The sequence below is a fragment of the Bradyrhizobium sp. HKCCYLRH2015 genome (assembly GCF_051168215.1).
Classification (GTDB): Bacteria; Pseudomonadota; Alphaproteobacteria; order Rhizobiales; family Xanthobacteraceae; genus Bradyrhizobium.
In genome coordinates, this window is the sequence record NZ_JBNPUO010000011.1 from 330,937 (window position 1) to 346,127 (window position 15,191).

Genomic DNA, 15,191 nt, shown 5'->3' on the forward strand with positions numbered 1-15,191 from the left:
TTTTCGATCGTTGGTCGGCTACTCGCCATTCGCCCCCTTCGTCACGCCAGCCTTCCGGCGGCGTGGGCGAGCAGGGTGTAGACCAGCCCGGTCTCCGAGGTGAGCTGGGCACGCAGCGCCTGCGGATTGCGGTCGTCGCGGGCGACCTCGTCGAGCAGTCGCTCGAACTCGGTGATGTAGCGGTCCACCGTCTGCTTGAAGGTGCGGTCGGCGCGGTACTTGCGGGCGACCTCGTCGAATGCCTTCTGGCCGGCCGGGGTGTAGAGACGCTTGGAGAACGCCTTGGTCTCGCCGCGCTGGTAGCGGTCCCACATCTCTGCCGCGAGATTGCGGTCCATCAGCCGGGCGATGTCGAGCGACAGCGACTCCAGTGGATTGCCCGACTGCTGCGCCGGACCGCGGCCACGCGGAGGCTGCGGCTGGCCGGCGGTGCTGTTGTCGGCCCGGTTGAGCAGGTCGGACAGCCAGTTGTCGCTGCGCTGATCGGCGACCGGACCCATCGGCGGCGCTTCGACCCGGCGTGGCTGCGGCGGCGGGGCCGGCGGCTGCATGCCGAGATCCGGCGGCGGCAGGTTGGCGACGCTGGTCGCAGCCGGCTCGCGCAGGCGCATGTCGGGCCGGCCGCCGACGGCTGCGGCGACGATCGGCTCTTCCTGACGGATCACGGCGGCGGGCGCGGCGACCGCGGCGGGGCGCGACGCGCTGACCACGTCGAGGCCGCGGCCATGATGGGCGACGATCCGGTTGAGCTCGGCCAGCGCCTCGATCTGGTCGACGATGACCTTGCGCATCTGCGCCGTGCTCTCGGCGGCCTCCTGCGGCATCTCCAGCACGCCGCGGCGCAGCTCGTTGCGCGTCGCCTCGAGCTCGCGATGCATCTCGGCGGTCATCTGCTTCATGCTCGACACCAGCGTGGCGAACTTCTCGGCCGACTGCTTGAACATCGCATCGGCTTCCTGCGTGCTCTGCTGGTAGATCTCCTGCATCTGCGACGTGGTGAGGCGGCGCTCCTCCTCGGCGTTGGTGCGGATGGCTTCGAACTGGCGGCTGAGCGCGGTGGAGCCGGCACCCGCCGTTTCCGCCACGACGCGGGCGATGTCGCGGGCGCGCTCCTCGGCGGCCGCCAAGGACTCGTCGAGCAGGGTGGTGAAGCGGGTCAGACGCTGGTCGAGATCGGCCGTGCGCAGATCGATGGTGGTGACCAGCGATTCCAGCGTGGTCTTGCGATCCGAGATCGAGACGGTCGCATCGCGGTTGCTCTGCTCGACGATCGCCGCCGCCTCGATCAGCGCCTTGCCATGCGCGTCGAACTGGCTGGACAGCGAGTTGAGATCCTCCAGCGCCCGCGACGTCTTGGAGTTGAACACGTTGAGCTGGTCCTCGAGCGTCTGCGTCGCGGTGCCGTTGCGCGCGGTGACGTCGTTCATCGCGGTGACGAAGTCGGCCACCCGGGTGACCAGCGCCCGCTCCAGCGAGTTGAGGTTGTCGTGGGCGCCGGTCAGGACCTCCTGCAGCAGGATGTTGCCCTCGCGCAGACGTTCGAACAGGGCAACCGTGTCGGTGCGCAGGATCTTGCTCGTCTCCTGCATCTCGGTGACCGCGGCCACCGAGACCTGGCGCGACTGCTCGATCGCCGCGCGCGAGGCCTGCTCCAGCTCCTTGAGCGACTTGGTGATCGCGGTGGTCGCAAGCTCGCCCGCCGAGGTGATGGTGCGGGCGACCTCGGAGCCGTTGCCATTGACGCTCTGGGCGAAGTTCTGGCCGCGCACCTCGATCGCCTTCAGCGCGTCGGTGGTGACGCGATCGATCTCGATCGTGAGCTGGTTGGTCTTCGAGTTGAGCGCCTCGACCAGGGTGCCGCGCTTGCCGTCGAGCATCTGCGACAGCCGCTCGCTCTGCTGCTGCACATAGGTGACGATCTCGTCGGTCTTGCCGGTCATGGCCGAGCCGAACGAGTTGCCGGCGGCGAGCACCGAGCGCTCGATCTCGGTCGAGGTCGACTTGACCCGCGTGGAGACCTCGTTGGAGGCGGCGACGAGCGCGCTCTGCGCATTGAGCGCGCTGCTCTGGATCGCGTCGGTGGTGTTCGCCGCGACGGAATTGATGACGCGCTCGATCTCCGACGACATCGCCTTGAGCTGGCCCGCGGTGTCGGTGGAGGTGGCCGTCAGCAGGTTCTGCGCCTCGCGCGCGCCGCCGACGATCACCGCGACCGTCTCGGTCGTGGTCGTCGTCAGCACCGCCTGGGCTTCGCGTGCGCTGCCGACCAGGGTGGCCGCGGTGTCGGCCGACGTGGCGGTCAGCGACATCTGCGCCTGGCGCGCGCTGTTGAGGATCGAGGTCGCGGTATCGGCGCCGACGGACGACAGCGTCCGCTCGACGTCGACGGCCAGCGACTTGACGTGCTCGGTTGCTTCCGTCGAGGCGGTGACGAGCTTCGACTGGACGTCGCGGGCGCTGTCGACGATCGCCGCGGCCGTGCTGGTCCCGACCGCCGCGAGCGTGCGCTCGACGTCGGCCGCCAGCGACTTGACGTGATTGGCCGCTTCGGACGAAGCGCTGATCAGCGTGTTCTGCGCTTCCCGGGCGCCGCCGGTGATCGTTTCCGCGGTGGTCGTCCCCGCGATCGACAGCGAGCGCTGGACGTCGACGGTCAGCGCCTTGACCTGTTCGGCCGCTTCGCTCGATGCCGTGAGCAGGGCATGCTGGGCATCGCGAGCGCCCGCCGTGATGGCTTCGGCGGTTTCCGTCCCGGCACTGGTCAGCGAGCGCTGCACGTCGGCTGCGAGCGACTTCACGTGGTCGGCCGCGTTGGAGGAGGCGGACACCAGCGTGTTCTGGACCTCGCGCGCACCGGCGAGGATCGAGGCTGCCGTGGCCGAGCCGGCGGCCGTCAGCGCCTGCTCGACGTCGACGGCGAGCGACTTGACGTGGGTGGCGGCATCGGAGGAGGCGGACACCAGCGTGTTCTGGGCCTCGCGCGCACCGGCGAGGATCGAGGCTGCGGTGGTCGAGCCTGCCGCCGTGAGCGTACGCTCGACGTCGGCCGACAGCGACTTGATCTGCTCGGCGGTCTCGCCGGAGGCCGCGACCAGCGCGGCCTGGGCCTCGCGCGCACTGGTCAGCACGGCTTCGGCCGCGCCGCTGCCTGCGTTCGACAGGGAGCGCTCGACCTCGGCGGACGTGTTCTTCAGCTGCGAGCCGACGTCGGTCGAGACGTTGAGCAGCGCCTGCTGTGCCGAGCGGGCCCCGGTCTGGATGGTCTCGCTGGTGTTGACCACGAGGTTGGTCAGCGCCCGCTCCGCATCTTCCACATGCGACTTGATGCTGGCGGACAGCAGCTCGGCGCGGGTCATCAGTTCGTCGCTCGCCTGGCGGCCGCTGCTCTCGATGCGGCCGGCCACGGCCTCGACGCGCGAGCCGAGCAGGTCTTCGAACTGCGAGACGCGCTGGTCGATGTCCTTGGCGATCGAGCCGACGCGGGTCTCGATGCCCTGATGGATGTCCTGGAAGCGTGCGGTGACGGCTTCGGTCAGCTCGTAGCTGCGGCCGTCGATGATGTTCGACAGGCTGTGGATGCGCTGATCGATCGCTTCGAGCGCCTTGTCGGTGCCGTCGGTCAGCGAGGAGGTGAGAATGTTGAGGCGGGAATCGATCGACTGGATCGCCTGCGCCGAACCGTCGGTCAGCGAGGTCGTCAGAACGGTGAGCCGGGAGTCGATCGCGTGCAGCACCTGTGCCGCGCCGTCGGTCAGCGAATTCGACAGCGTGCCGAGACGGCCCTCGATCGTCGACGTGACGGAGGTCGCGCGGGTGTCGAAGTTCTCCTCGAGCGACTTGAGGCGGCCCTCGACGCTATCGTCGAAGGTCTTGATCTTTGCATCGAGCGAGGTGTCGAGGGTGGTGATGCGGGCCTGCAGATTGGTCTCGAACTGGTTCAGCCGCTGGTCCAGCGTCGCCGTGATCTCGCCGCTGTTGGACGACAGCCGCGTATCGAACGTGTCGACATAGGACTTGAGATTGTCAGAGATTTCCTGGGTCCGCTGGCCCATGCGCTCGACGATCTCGCCGCCATAGGTCTTCACCGTGCGGTCGAACTCGGTGATGTGCCGGGTGATCAGCGCGCCCAGCGTCGAGCTGTCGCGCGCGAAGCGCTCAGCGAGCTCGGTGCCCTGGTTCTTGACCAGTTCGTCGAAGGCACTGATCTGGATCGACAGCGTGTCGTGGGTGCTCTCGGTCTGGCTGACGACCTTGGCGACCAGCGAATTGACGGTCGCATCGAGCGACTCGCTTGCTTTCTCGCCCGACGTGACGATGTGGCCGGACATGCGCTGGCTCGCCTCGTCGATCTTGGTGACGAGATCGCCGCTGCGCAGCTCGAGCTCCAGCAGGAGGGACTCGCCGGATGCCTTGAGCTGGTCGTGGAGCTGCTCGGTGCGCACCGAAATGCCGTCGACGATGGCCGCCGTGCGCTGCTCGAACTCGCCGGTGATGCGGTCGATGCGCTCGTTGAGCATCTCGTGGACTCGGTCCGACAGGTCGGCGAACTCGTCGTGGACGTGGCCGGTCTTGAAATTGAGGCTGGTGGTGAGCCGCTCCGAGGCGTCGAGCACGGCGCGGGTGGTCTCGGCGCTGGCCTCTTCGAGCCGGTCGAGCAGATCGCCACCGCGCTCGCCGAGCGCGAGGATCATGTTGTCGCCGGCGTTGCCGAGCGCGGCCGTGATGTGGGCGCCGCGCTCTTCCAGCGCGCCGGTGATGCTCTTGGCGACCTCGTCGACCCGCGAGGCGATGGCGTCCGAGATCAGCGCGATGTCGTGGCGAAGGTCGATCTGGACGCCCGAGATGGCGCTGCGGACCTGCTCGGCCTGGCCGACGAGGTTGTCGCGCTGGTGGGCGATGTCCTGCAGCAGGGCGCGGATGCGGACCTCGTTGTCGCTGTAGGCGCGCTCGAGGGCCGCGACCTCGTTGGCGACCAGCATCTCGAGCTCGCCCGCGCGCGCGATCGCGCGCTCGACGCCGTCGCCCATCGCCGCGACCTCGCGGCGGATGGCCTGGCCGACGGTCACGATCGAATCGCTGACGGCGCCCTCCGGCTCGGAGAAGCGGATCGCCACCTGCGCCATCGACTGCGCGATCATGCGCAGCTCCTGGCCGCGCCAGGCGAGGCTCGCGAGGAAATAGAACAGCAGAACGGGTGCGAAGAACACCGCGGCGAGGCCGGCGAGCACCAGCACGCCGCCGCTCTGGCCGATCAAGGCCTGCAAGGCGGGCAGGAAACCGATGGTCAGCAGCACGCAGCCGACGATCCAGATGCCTGCAAAGGCGGTTGCCAGCGTGTAGACGCCGCGCGACGGGCGGCCCTTCTGGATCGCCTGCAGCAACTGGCCGATGGTTTCGCGGTCGTCATTGGCCGGACGGCGCGCGGCGAGCGGCGGCGGCTCGATCTCGTCAAGGCTGCTGCGATCGATGCCCGGACGGGAGTCGAACGAATCCAGGCTCGACACGCCGTTCGGCATGACCGGCGGGGCTCCGTCAGCGTGGACCGAGCTCTGCGAGTCCGTGGGCGCGGACGAATCGCTGATGTTCAAAGCCTCCTGAATGGCGGACAGCGCAACTTCAGTCGGGTCTTTGACCTTTTTCGGAGTGTTCGCCATGTTGAGTCCGAGCCCTCGTCTTAATTTCGATCCGGCGAGCCGCGTACGAGTGCCCTCTCGCAACGCTCGAACCGGACGTCATCCCTCGCAGGCACCAGGGGTGGCAAATTCCGCCAGGTGACCCACTCCATCCGGGCATCATCCTATTGGCTGTGCCTGTTGAAAGAAATGGCCGTGGTTAAGAGATTCTTAATCATCGTTAACAGCAGCCGCCGTTAACACTTTAGAAGTTCTGCGAATTCCCGTTTCTGCCGCGATTGGGGCAGAGCCGGGCCCAAATCGCGGCAAACCCGCGGCAATTGGGCCGGTAACAATGCATTAACCATTGTCGTGCTTGGCTTACCACAGGCGCGCGCGGCGCGCCCGCCGGACCGGATTGCCGCCATGATTCCCGACCTTTCACGGATCGAATGGATGCCCTCGCCCCCGCTGGTTCCCGATGACGGGCCGATCAGCCTGGACCTGCTGCGCCGGATGACGCTCGGCGACAGCGCGCTCGAGCGCGAGGTGCTCGCCATGTTCTCCAGCCAGGCCGTCCGCCTGCTGGAGCGGTTGCAGGTGATGCCCGAGGATGCCGCCACCGTCGCCCACACGCTGAAGGGCTCGGCCCGCGCCGTCGGCGCGCTCGACGTTGCCGATGCGGCGGAAGGGCTCGAAGCGGCGCTGCGGGCGGGCGATCCGGCCGATGCGCTGGCCTGGCTCGGCACGGCGATCGCGCAGGCCCGCGCGGCGATTTCGGAGATGCTCGGCGCGGCCTGAGCGGCCGGCGGCAGCACTAGCGCGGAGCGGAGCGGTCCGTTATAGGACAGCCCGACCTCATTTCCTGCGCAGCACGAGCACACATGGCCAAGATCACCTTTGTCGACCATACCGGCGAATCCCGAACCGTTGAGATCGAGAACGGCGCGACCGTGATGGAAGCGGCGATCCGCAATGCCATTCCCGGCATCGAGGCCGAATGTGGCGGCGCCTGCGCCTGCGCGACCTGCCATGTCTATGTCGACGAAGCCTGGCGCGAGAAGGTCGGCCCGCCGACCCCGATGGAAGAGGACATGCTCGATTTCGGCTACGATGTCCGGCCGAATTCCCGTCTTTCCTGCCAGATCAAGGTCTCCGACGAGCTCGACGGCCTCGTCGTCTCCACCCCCGAGCGTCAGGCCTGACCGTTCGCCTCGCGCCCTCGTCGCCGCGCCTCCGATGATCGCCGCCAGGCCTATGCCGGCGGCGCGATCGTCACGCCGCGGCGGACCCAGGGCTGGAGCGCAGCAATGAGATTCGGCGTCAGCGGCGCCGGCTTGCGCGTCACTTCGTCGATCAGGACCATGACCGCGGTGGCCGACGCCACGCAGCGCCCGTCCGAGAATACGACCTGCTCTGATGTCACCGACGTGCGCCCCAGCCTCACGACCCCCAGTCCCAGCTCGATTGTGCCCGGCCAGCGCAGCTCGGCCCGGAAATGCATGTCGAGTCGCACCATGATCCAGGCCAGCCCCTCTTGGCCGAGGCCGTGCCGCGGGTCCTTCATCAGGGTCACCCGGCCGGTCTCGAAATAGGTCGCGTAGACTGCGTTGTTAACGTGCTGGTTGGGGTCGAGGTCGCCGAAGCGGACATTGTCCGTGAGGCGGTAGGGAAAGTCCTCCAGGCGTGGCGCGTGGTCGCGACGGGCCGTCTCTGTCACCGATTGATCTCCATCATTCATGTCCCCTTCAAACCCGGCTAAGCCCGCCGCTGCAAGCCGCGCGAGCGGAGGGCGGCTTTTGTGCCTTCCCTGCGACCAGCCCGTTGGCTACAAATTCGGAACCGCCATCTGCCGCCCTCCGTCGAGCGGCGCCTCCAACGAGAAGAGCGACATGAGCGAAGCGATCAAGACCGATGTGCTGATCATTGGCGCGGGCCCTTGCGGACTGTTTGCCGTTTTTGAACTGGGGCTGCTCGACATCAAGGCGCATCTGATCGACATCCTCGATAAGGTCGGCGGCCAATGCGCCGAGCTGTATCCGGAGAAGCCGATCTACGACATTCCCGGCGTGCCGATGGTGACGGGGCAGGGCCTCACCGATCAATTGATGGAGCAGATCAAGCCGTTCAGTCCGACCTTCCATCTCGGCGAGATGGTCGAGAAGGTCGAGAAGATCGGCGATCCCGGTTTTCGCGTCACCACCGATGCCGGCAAGGTGTTCGAGTGCAAGGTCGTGGTGATCGCCGCCGGCGGCGGCTCGTTCCAGCCCAAGCGTCCGCCGGTGCCGGGCATCGAGGCCTACGAAGGCACCTCGGTATTTTATGCCGTGCGCAAGATGGAGCAGTTCCGCGACAAGCATGTCGTCATCGTCGGCGGCGGCGATTCCGCGCTCGACTGGACGCTCAATCTGCATCCCCTTGCCAAGCGCATCACGCTCGTCCATCGCCGCGACGACTTCCGTGCCGCGCCGCACAGCGTCGAGCAGATGCGCGCGCTGGTCGCGAGCGGCAAGATGGATCTGCGCATCGGTCAGGTGACCGCGCTCGAAGGTGCGAACGGTCAGCTTTCCGCGGCCACCATCAAGGGCAACGACAATGCGGTCGAGACCGTGCCGTGCGAGATGATGCTGCCGTTCTTCGGCCTGACGATGAAGCTCGGCCCGGTCGCCGAGTGGGGCCTCGCGCTCGAGCACAATCTCATTCCGGTCGAGACGTCGGCGTTCGAGACCTCGGTGCCCGGCATCTTCGCGATCGGCGACATCAATACCTATCCCGGCAAGATCAAGCTGATCCTGTGCGGCTTCCACGAGGGCGCGCTGATGGCGCAGAAGGCGCACCGCTACGTGTATCCGGAGAAGCGGCTGGTGTTCCAGTACACGACGTCGTCGTCGAGCCTGCAGAAGAAGCTCGGCGTCAACTAATTCGTTCGCACAGTGGAACCCGGCACCGCCGGACCAACTCAAATGTGAAGAAATGTTTCCTGCGCGTGCCGGTTTCACCGGCGCGCCAGACCTGTTATGGGCTGGAAGGATGCACGAAACGGCCGTACTATGCGGCCATTCATTTTGTGACTTGGTCAAGGTGAGATGATGATGCGCAATGCGTTTCCCCGACTTCGGCTGGTGCCTGGTGTGACGAAGCTCGCGATCGGCGCGCTCGTTGTTGCCGGTGCTCTGCTGACGCGGCCTGCGCTCGCGGCTGAGCCGACCGCGGCCGGTCTGTGGCAGAAGGTGGAGGATGGCAGGCCCGTCGGCTGGTTTCTCTTCATCGACCACGACGGCGTGTTCGAGGGCGTGATCGCCAAGACGTTTCCGCGTCCCGGCGACAATCCGAACGAGGTCTGTTCGAAGTGCAGCGATGACCGCAAGAATGCGCCGGTGCTCGGCATCTCCTTCGTGCGTGACATGAAGCGCGAGGGGCTGAAATACGAAGGCGGCAACGTGCTCAACCCGCGCGACGGCAACATCTGGAAGGCCAACATGCGGGTCACTCCGGATGGGCAGTCGCTGATCCTGCACGGCTATCTCGGCATCTCGCTGTTCGGCAAGGACGAGACCTGGACCCGCCTGCCGGACAGCAACATGGCGCAGATCGATCCGGCGATCCTCGCCAAATATCTGCCCTCGCAAGCGACGACGGCAACAGGCCCTGCCACCAAGCAGGCGCCGCCGATGATGAAGAAGCCGGCTGCAATCAAGTAGACGGCTTCCGAACTACGACCGTCGCTCCGGGCCGACAAGGGAGCGCCATCTCGGACACCGCGTCGGCGAAGAGCTTGATCCAGATCAAGCGCGTGGTCGACGACAAGGTCTCCATGATCATCCGAGCGTTGCTTGCCGGTGGTTGTGCGGGCCATTGGCCGCAGCGGTCGGAATTCGACGAGGGAGCGATGCTGATGCTGCGTTGGATAATCGCGGGGAGCGCGGCCATCTCCATGATCCCGATCGCCGCTGCTCAAACCCATGATTCCAATTATCCTGTCTGCCTACAAAAGTGGGAATGGGGTGGTAGCACCTCTTTCGAATGCACCTATACATCCTGGGATCAGTGTCGAAGGGCAGGCTGGGGTCTCGCGGCCATGTGCGTGAACAACCCATATTGGGCACAACGACAATCAGGATCGCTTGGCGGTGGTCGCCGCCGACTTGCGCGCTGAGCGTTGGGACGTCGAGGGGGCGGCCCAGCTCTCCGTCCGCTCCCAACTCACCATGAGGCTCGGAGATCTTGCTGCCACACGGCCATTGTCCCTGAGCGCCCGCTCACGGAGGGGCCTCCCGAAAGACGCTGTGCGGAGCGGAGCGCTGCAGGCCGTTCTTCTTCTGCGATCTCTGCCCGAATGGCCGACTACTGCCTCACCACGCCCGCGGGCGGCAGCGGCTGGCTGGTGACGTTGGGCTCGGCCGCATCGAGGTTGAGCACTTGCGCCGCAGCCGGAAAGGCGGCGTCGGCCATCGCGGCATGGCCCTCCGCCGTCGGATGCACGGCGCCGCCATAGACCGCGGACAGCACGCCCCAGCTCGCATCGTGGATGTCGGAGGGCTGCATCGCCGCCGGCAGCCCTTGCGGATAGGTCATCGCCGAGAAGTAGCTGTCGTTGGCGTCGCGGATCCAGCGCGCGCGCGGCAGATAGGGGCGATACTCGCTGGCGCCGCGGCCGCACAGCAGCGGCTCGTTGGCGGCGCTGACGATGTTCGGATCGAAGCTGGCGCCGTCGGCCGAAAAGCATTCGCGGTCGAACGGCGGATCCTGCGGCGAGCGGGCGCAGAAGCCGTGATCGGCAAACGCGGCCTGATGCGCATCGACGAAGGTCATGCGGTCGGCCTGCGGGTCGCGGCACAGGACTCCCGCGGTGCATTGTGCCAGCCCGCGCAGTGACGGCAGGAACTCGTTCTCGACGAAGCCCGCGACCTTGGCGAGCCGCTGCGGATTGGCATTGAACGACGGGTGGACCTCGAAGCCGGCCGGACCACCCGGGCAGGGCGTGCCCGGGCCGCTCAGCGCCGGGTTGCCGTAGGATGTGTAGATGACGTGCGAGAGGTCGCCGACCAGCGGCTTCAGCGCCTCGCGCAGCTTGGCAAAACCCTGCGGCAGGTCGCGCGCCAGCTCGCTGCGCGATTCCTCGACCGAGCCGATCACGCCGGAGCGCTTGAACAGCGTGCGCTCGGTGGGCGTATCGACGATGACGTCGGCGACGAGGCCGGAGAAGTTGATGTCGTTGGCGCCGATCGACAGCAGAATCAGATCGAGCTTGCGGTCCGGCTGGCGGCGCTTGGCCGCGGTCAGCGCCTCGCGCAGCTCGCCGAGCTGGCCGTTGACGCCGCCGGCGCAAGTGGCCGCAGAGCGGCCCGGCGTGCATTCGCGCGCGCGCTGACTGCCGAACAGGCCGTCGGCGATGGTCGCGCCGGTGCAGGCAAGCGGCAGGTAGGTGACCGCGACATGCGGATAGCGCACGGCGAGCGCCAGCGCCGTCCGTGTCTGGTAGCTGTAGAGCGAGCGGTGGCAGGCGGCGTTGAGCCAGACCGCGCTGTGCTTCTGCCAGTTCTGCAGCGTGTCCGGCGCCTCGCAGGCGCGGCCGCCTTTGAAGCCGGCGCGGCTCGGCCGATAATATTGCGCGGTCGGACCGCCGAGATAGGAGCGGAAGCAGAAGCCTTCGTCGGCGAGCGCGATCGGGCGGTCCGGATTGCCCTCGCCGGAGGCGATGCTGTCGCCGAGGCCGGCGATCAGGACGTCGCGGACCTGGATTCCGGTAGAGACCTGCAGCGTCCCTTCCGGGCTGGCGACATCGACGGATGCCACGGTCTGCCGGCCGTAGCGGACGCGCAGGTTGACCGGCTCGGCGCAGTCGAATGTCGAGGTCTGCGGCCCGTCGCCGTCGTCGAACGACCACGCGCAGGTGGCGCCGACCGGAACCGGGCCGGTCAGGCGCACGGTGACCGGGTGGTCGATCGGCGTGAGATAGCTTTCCTTGACGTTGTCGCGCGTGCATGGCTCGTTGATGCGACCGGCGAGGTCGATGCAGAGCCGGTTGACGACGTTGCGGGCCCAGCCGCGGCCGTCGCTCTGCACCGCCAACGCCTGCTCGGCGGCGAGGATGGAGCGGTCGCGCGTGCTCTCGGTATGCAGCAGGAAGTCGCGCTCCTCCCGGAAGAGACGGAAGCGGTTGCGCACCTCCCAGCTGATCTGCAGCGGCGGTGCCGTGCCGAACTGCGCGGCGGCCTCGGTGGCGGCGAGAGGGGCAAGCAGGCCGGCCAGGACGCAGGCGGCGAGCAACGGACGATGGGGCATTCGGGTCATGCGCAAGGATTCACGTCAGCGATGGGGCGGAAATAAGAGGATCGCACGCGACTTCAACCGGCCGAGGGGCGAGCCGCTGCGTCGTCCGCGAGAGAATTGATGCTCAGCGCTGGGAGTGCCGCTTGATGCGCTGGGGAACCGCAGCATGCGCCGTGGTCGCGGCGCGCTTGGCGGCGATCTCGTCCGACACCGCGCCCTGCAGCCGGCGCCGCTCCTGCCACGGCTTGACCACATTCAGCCAGAGTTCCCTGATGCCCATGATGGAGATCGCCGTCGCGAACGGGATCACGAAATACAGCACGCGGAAAACGAGCAGGGTGGCCAGCAACTGCTCGCGGCCGAACTGCGGCAGCGCCACCAGCATCGCGGCATCGAACACGCCGATGCTGCCGGGGGCATGGCTGGCAAAGCCGAGCAGGGTAGCGAGGATGAACACCACCGACAGCGACAGGAAATCGATCGGCGGAGCGGCGGGGACGAGGAGGTACATCGCCAGCGCGCAGAAGCCGAGGTCGACCACTCCGATCAGGATCTGCACGAGCGTGAGCTGCGCCGAGGGCAGCACCACCTTCCAACCGTTCTGGCCGAGCTGGCGCCGGTTCTTGCCGGCGGTCAGCCATCCGAGATAGGCGAAGATCGCCCCGAGGATGCCGATCGCGATCAACTGGTTCACCGCCGGGGGCAACTGGTCCATCGCGGTGGCGGCGGCCGGATGCAAGGTCATGCCGATACCGAGCACGAACAGATTGCCGAGCCAGAAGGTCAGGCCCGATAGGAAGCAGATCTTGGCGACGTCGATCGCGGACAGGCCGTAGTCGGAGTAGATCCGGAACCGGATGGCGCCGCCGGTGAACACGGTGGCGCCGATGTTGTGGCCGATCGAATAGCTGGTGAAGGCGCTCATCGCCGCGATGCGATAGGGCACGTGTTTCTTGCCAATCGTTCGCAGCGCAAAATAGTCATAGAAGGTCAGCGTGCAGAACGCGCCGACCACACACAAGGCCGCGAGCGCGATGTGACCGGGCGGGATTTCGGTGAGCGCGGTCAGGATGACGCCGGCGTCGACGCCCTTCAGCGTGCGCACGAGCGTCGTGATCGCGAAGGCGATGATCGCAAGGCTCGCTGCAATCCCCAGCCGCTTCCAGCCGATCCATTTCTTGAAGCCACGCCCAAGCGTGGTCAGCAGGCGCTGCATTCATCCTCCCGGCGGGGCGGTACTAGATCTTGGAAAAGAGGCGAAACCATTGATCGATGGGGCGGGCAATTCGTGACAGCCTGTTTCTTATGCTAAAATGCGCGGCTTGTGCAGTCCTTGACACAGGTCAGCTCCGACCCATGCGGCGCAGGTCTGTCACACTCCGGTCACATGGCTGGCCGCCCGTCCGCCTCAGTTCGGTCCAACTGGTTACCCGCGGGTTTCACGGGCAAACCTGGTCCTCCGCGCCCGGTTCCGGACGGCAGGCTCGGTGACACAGGAACGACCGCCGCTGCCGCCGGTTAGCGCCCGCGAGCACAGCGAACATGGCGACCACCGGTCGGGGGCGGGACCTGCCATGTTCCCGAACCAGGAGGACGTGAAGCAAATGGGATTGTTCACAAAGGACATCAAGACGATGAACGATCTGTTCGTTCATCAGCTGCAGGACATCTATTACGCCGAAAACCAGCTCGTCAAAGCGCTGCCCAAGATGGCGGAGAGGGCGACGGATCAGAAGCTCAAGCAGGGTTTTCTTGCCCATCTCGACGAAACCAGGACGCATGTGAAGCGGCTCGAGCAGGTGTTCGAGATGCATGGCATCGCGCCCAAGGCAGTCGACTGCCCGGCGATCGACGGCATCATCGAAGAGGCGGAGGAGGTCGCCGGCGAGGTCGCGGACAAGACCGTGCTCGACGCCGCCCTGATCAATGCCGGCCAAGCGGCCGAGCACTATGAGATCACCCGCTATGGCAGCCTGATCGCCTGGGCCAAGCAGCTCGGCCGCAGCGACTGCGCCGCCGTGCTGCAGAAGACGCTCGACGAGGAGAAGGCGACCGACATGAAGCTGACCAAGCTCGCCGAGACGAGCGTCAACCTGCGCGCCGCGAGCTGACGCTCGATCGTTGATGAGGCAAAACGCCGCGCGGGTCGCCCGCGCGGCGTCGGCGTGTGCGGATCGCGCCGGTCAGGTCTTGCGCAGCGCGAAGTTGGCGCCGCAGAACGCCATCAGGGCGCCGAGGCAGAGCGCGGCCAGGCCTGCCAGTACGCCCGAGGCCGACGGCACGGGGCTCGGACCGGAGATCGCCTGGCCGATGCCGGCCAGCATCAGGACGCCGACCACGACCAGGAAGTTGCGCATCCGCTGCGGGATCTCGCCCGACACCGCGCTGTGCATGATGTTGGCGATGAAGTAGCCCGAGGAGAACCCGACGGTGGCGATCAGCCACCATGCGATCGCCGATCCCGCCGGCATGAAGGCGCCGCTCTCGGTCTGCCACAGGCCGCCGAGATCGAGCCCGTAGCGGGCGCCGAGCATGTGCACCGCCAGCGCCAGCAGCACGCCGGCGGCCATCGCCCCGGCCAGGATCAAATGGCGCGGAAAATAGATCGTTTCGCTCATGCTCCGCTTGTAGGATAAGGCGCGTGCCACACGCAACAGGACCGATCCATTTCCGAGCGCACCACCACGGCCGGCGATGATACGATCCGCTACGCCTACAAGGCGTCGCTGATCGGGGCCGCGCACCAGTTCGAACTGACGGAGCAGGGCCTGTCGTGGCGGTTCGCCGGCCGTACCGGCCTGTGGCCTTACGCCGAGATCGCCGCGATCCGGCTGTCCTACCGACCGGTGTCGATGCAGGCGAAGCGTTTTCGGGCCGACGTCACCCATCGCGACGGCCGCCGCCTCGGCATCATCTCCGTCTCTTGGCAGACGGCTGCCCTGATGGCGCCGCAGAGCGAGGCCTATCGCGCCTTCATTCTCGGGTTGCATGCGCGGCTCGCCGTCAGCGGCAGCAACGCGCGGCTGACCGCGGGCCTCGGCCGCTTCACCTACGGCGCGGCGCTCGCCGCGATCGCGCTGCTCGCCGTCGCGATGGCCGGGCTTCTGGTGCGTGCGCTCGTCATCGCCGAATGGTCGGGCGCGTTGTTCCTGATCGGCTTCGCCGCGCTGTTCGCCTGGTATGTCGGCGGCTTCATCACCCGCAACAGGCCGCGCAGCTACACGTTCACGGACATTCCGGCCGCGCTGCTGCCGTGATCACGCAATCGCATCGCCGGTCACCGAATGTGATCGTGCAGATTTGGCG

General features: G+C 67.0%; 12 protein-coding genes. 7 read left to right on the top strand and 5 right to left on the bottom strand.

All coding sequences use genetic code 11. From position 1 onward, the window contains the following. Positions 1 to 41: 41 nt before the first annotated feature. Positions 42 to 5,654 carry a methyl-accepting chemotaxis protein gene (locus ACQR1H_RS28130; protein WP_434908520.1) on the bottom strand — a complete coding sequence of 1,871 codons (5,613 nt, stop codon included), beginning with the start codon at positions 5,652 to 5,654 and terminating at the stop codon, positions 42 to 44. Between the two features lie 414 nt (positions 5,655 to 6,068). Between ACQR1H_RS28130 and ACQR1H_RS28135 the strand changes: the two genes are divergently transcribed. Further along, positions 6,069 to 6,413, top strand: coding sequence for an Hpt domain-containing protein (locus ACQR1H_RS28135; protein ID WP_315804330.1), 345 nt, complete (start codon positions 6,069 to 6,071; stop codon positions 6,411 to 6,413). Between the two features lie 83 nt (positions 6,414 to 6,496). Continuing rightward, positions 6,497 to 6,817 (top strand): 2Fe-2S iron-sulfur cluster-binding protein, encoded by a 321-nt coding sequence (locus tag ACQR1H_RS28140; protein ID WP_315707114.1) that lies wholly within the window; start codon positions 6,497 to 6,499, stop codon positions 6,815 to 6,817. A gap of 50 nt (positions 6,818 to 6,867) precedes the next feature. Here the strand turns inward: ACQR1H_RS28140 and ACQR1H_RS28145 are convergent, their stop codons facing one another. Beyond that, a complete protein-coding gene (locus ACQR1H_RS28145; RefSeq protein ID WP_434883449.1) occupies positions 6,868 to 7,332 on the bottom strand; it encodes an acyl-CoA thioesterase in 465 nt (154 codons plus the stop codon). Between the two features lie 172 nt (positions 7,333 to 7,504). Here ACQR1H_RS28145 and ACQR1H_RS28150 point away from each other — a divergent pair, with 172 nt between their 5' ends. From ACQR1H_RS28150 to ACQR1H_RS28160, 3 genes are all read left to right on the top strand, one after another. After that, positions 7,505 to 8,533 carry an NAD(P)/FAD-dependent oxidoreductase gene (locus ACQR1H_RS28150; protein WP_315804328.1) on the top strand — a complete coding sequence of 343 codons (1,029 nt, stop codon included), beginning with the start codon at positions 7,505 to 7,507 and terminating at the stop codon, positions 8,531 to 8,533. A gap of 171 nt (positions 8,534 to 8,704) precedes the next feature. After that, a complete protein-coding gene (locus ACQR1H_RS28155) occupies positions 8,705 to 9,313 on the top strand; it encodes a DUF2147 domain-containing protein (protein ID WP_315804353.1) in 609 nt (202 codons plus the stop codon). Positions 9,314 to 9,387: 74 nt separating this feature from the next. Continuing rightward, complete coding sequence (locus ACQR1H_RS28160; protein ID WP_434848205.1) at positions 9,388 to 9,768, top strand: DUF3551 domain-containing protein; 381 nt, start codon at positions 9,388 to 9,390, stop codon at positions 9,766 to 9,768. Between the two features lie 188 nt (positions 9,769 to 9,956). Here ACQR1H_RS28160 and ACQR1H_RS28165 read toward each other — a convergent pair whose 3' ends face one another. Together ACQR1H_RS28165 and ACQR1H_RS28170 are read right to left on the bottom strand one after the other, a co-directional pair. Further along, positions 9,957 to 11,906, bottom strand: a complete 1,950-nt coding sequence (locus tag ACQR1H_RS28165) for a hypothetical protein (protein ID WP_434896312.1) — start codon at positions 11,904 to 11,906, stop codon at positions 9,957 to 9,959. A 103-nt stretch (positions 11,907 to 12,009) separates the two neighbouring features. Continuing rightward, positions 12,010 to 13,101, bottom strand: a complete 1,092-nt coding sequence (locus tag ACQR1H_RS28170; RefSeq protein ID WP_315804325.1) for a lysylphosphatidylglycerol synthase transmembrane domain-containing protein — start codon at positions 13,099 to 13,101, stop codon at positions 12,010 to 12,012. A gap of 388 nt (positions 13,102 to 13,489) precedes the next feature. Between ACQR1H_RS28170 and ACQR1H_RS28175 the strand changes: the two genes are divergently transcribed. Continuing rightward, positions 13,490 to 13,996 (top strand): ferritin-like domain-containing protein, encoded by a 507-nt coding sequence (locus tag ACQR1H_RS28175; protein ID WP_434908521.1) that lies wholly within the window; start codon positions 13,490 to 13,492, stop codon positions 13,994 to 13,996. A gap of 72 nt (positions 13,997 to 14,068) precedes the next feature. Here ACQR1H_RS28175 and ACQR1H_RS28180 read toward each other — a convergent pair whose 3' ends face one another. Continuing rightward, a complete protein-coding gene (locus tag ACQR1H_RS28180; RefSeq protein WP_315712681.1) occupies positions 14,069 to 14,503 on the bottom strand; it encodes a hypothetical protein in 435 nt (144 codons plus the stop codon). 48 nt (positions 14,504 to 14,551) lie between these two features. On the opposite strand from ACQR1H_RS28180, the gene ACQR1H_RS28185 reads away from it, so the two are divergent. After that, the gene (locus ACQR1H_RS28185; RefSeq protein WP_315804352.1) at positions 14,552 to 15,142 is read left to right on the top strand and encodes a hypothetical protein; all 591 of its coding nucleotides are present in this window, start codon (positions 14,552 to 14,554) and stop codon (positions 15,140 to 15,142) included. Positions 15,143 to 15,191: the final 49 nt, after the last annotated feature.

Coding starts and splice junctions, on each gene's coding strand:
- ACQR1H_RS28155 (WP_315804353.1), top strand. CDS start 8,705: ATGCGCAATGCGTTTCCCCGACTTCGGCTGGTGCCTGGTGTGACGAAG.
- ACQR1H_RS28130 (WP_434908520.1), bottom strand. CDS start 5,654: ATGGCGAACACTCCGAAAAAGGTCAAAGACCCGACTGAAGTTGCGCTG.
- ACQR1H_RS28180 (WP_315712681.1), bottom strand. CDS start 14,503: ATGAGCGAAACGATCTATTTTCCGCGCCATTTGATCCTGGCCGGGGCG.
- ACQR1H_RS28140 (WP_315707114.1), top strand. CDS start 6,497: ATGGCCAAGATCACCTTTGTCGACCATACCGGCGAATCCCGAACCGTT.
- ACQR1H_RS28165 (WP_434896312.1), bottom strand. CDS start 11,906: ATGACCCGAATGCCCCATCGTCCGTTGCTCGCCGCCTGCGTCCTGGCC.
- ACQR1H_RS28150 (WP_315804328.1), top strand. CDS start 7,505: ATGAGCGAAGCGATCAAGACCGATGTGCTGATCATTGGCGCGGGCCCT.
- ACQR1H_RS28175 (WP_434908521.1), top strand. CDS start 13,490: ATGGGATTGTTCACAAAGGACATCAAGACGATGAACGATCTGTTCGTT.
- ACQR1H_RS28135 (WP_315804330.1), top strand. CDS start 6,069: ATGCCCTCGCCCCCGCTGGTTCCCGATGACGGGCCGATCAGCCTGGAC.
- ACQR1H_RS28170 (WP_315804325.1), bottom strand. CDS start 13,101: ATGCAGCGCCTGCTGACCACGCTTGGGCGTGGCTTCAAGAAATGGATC.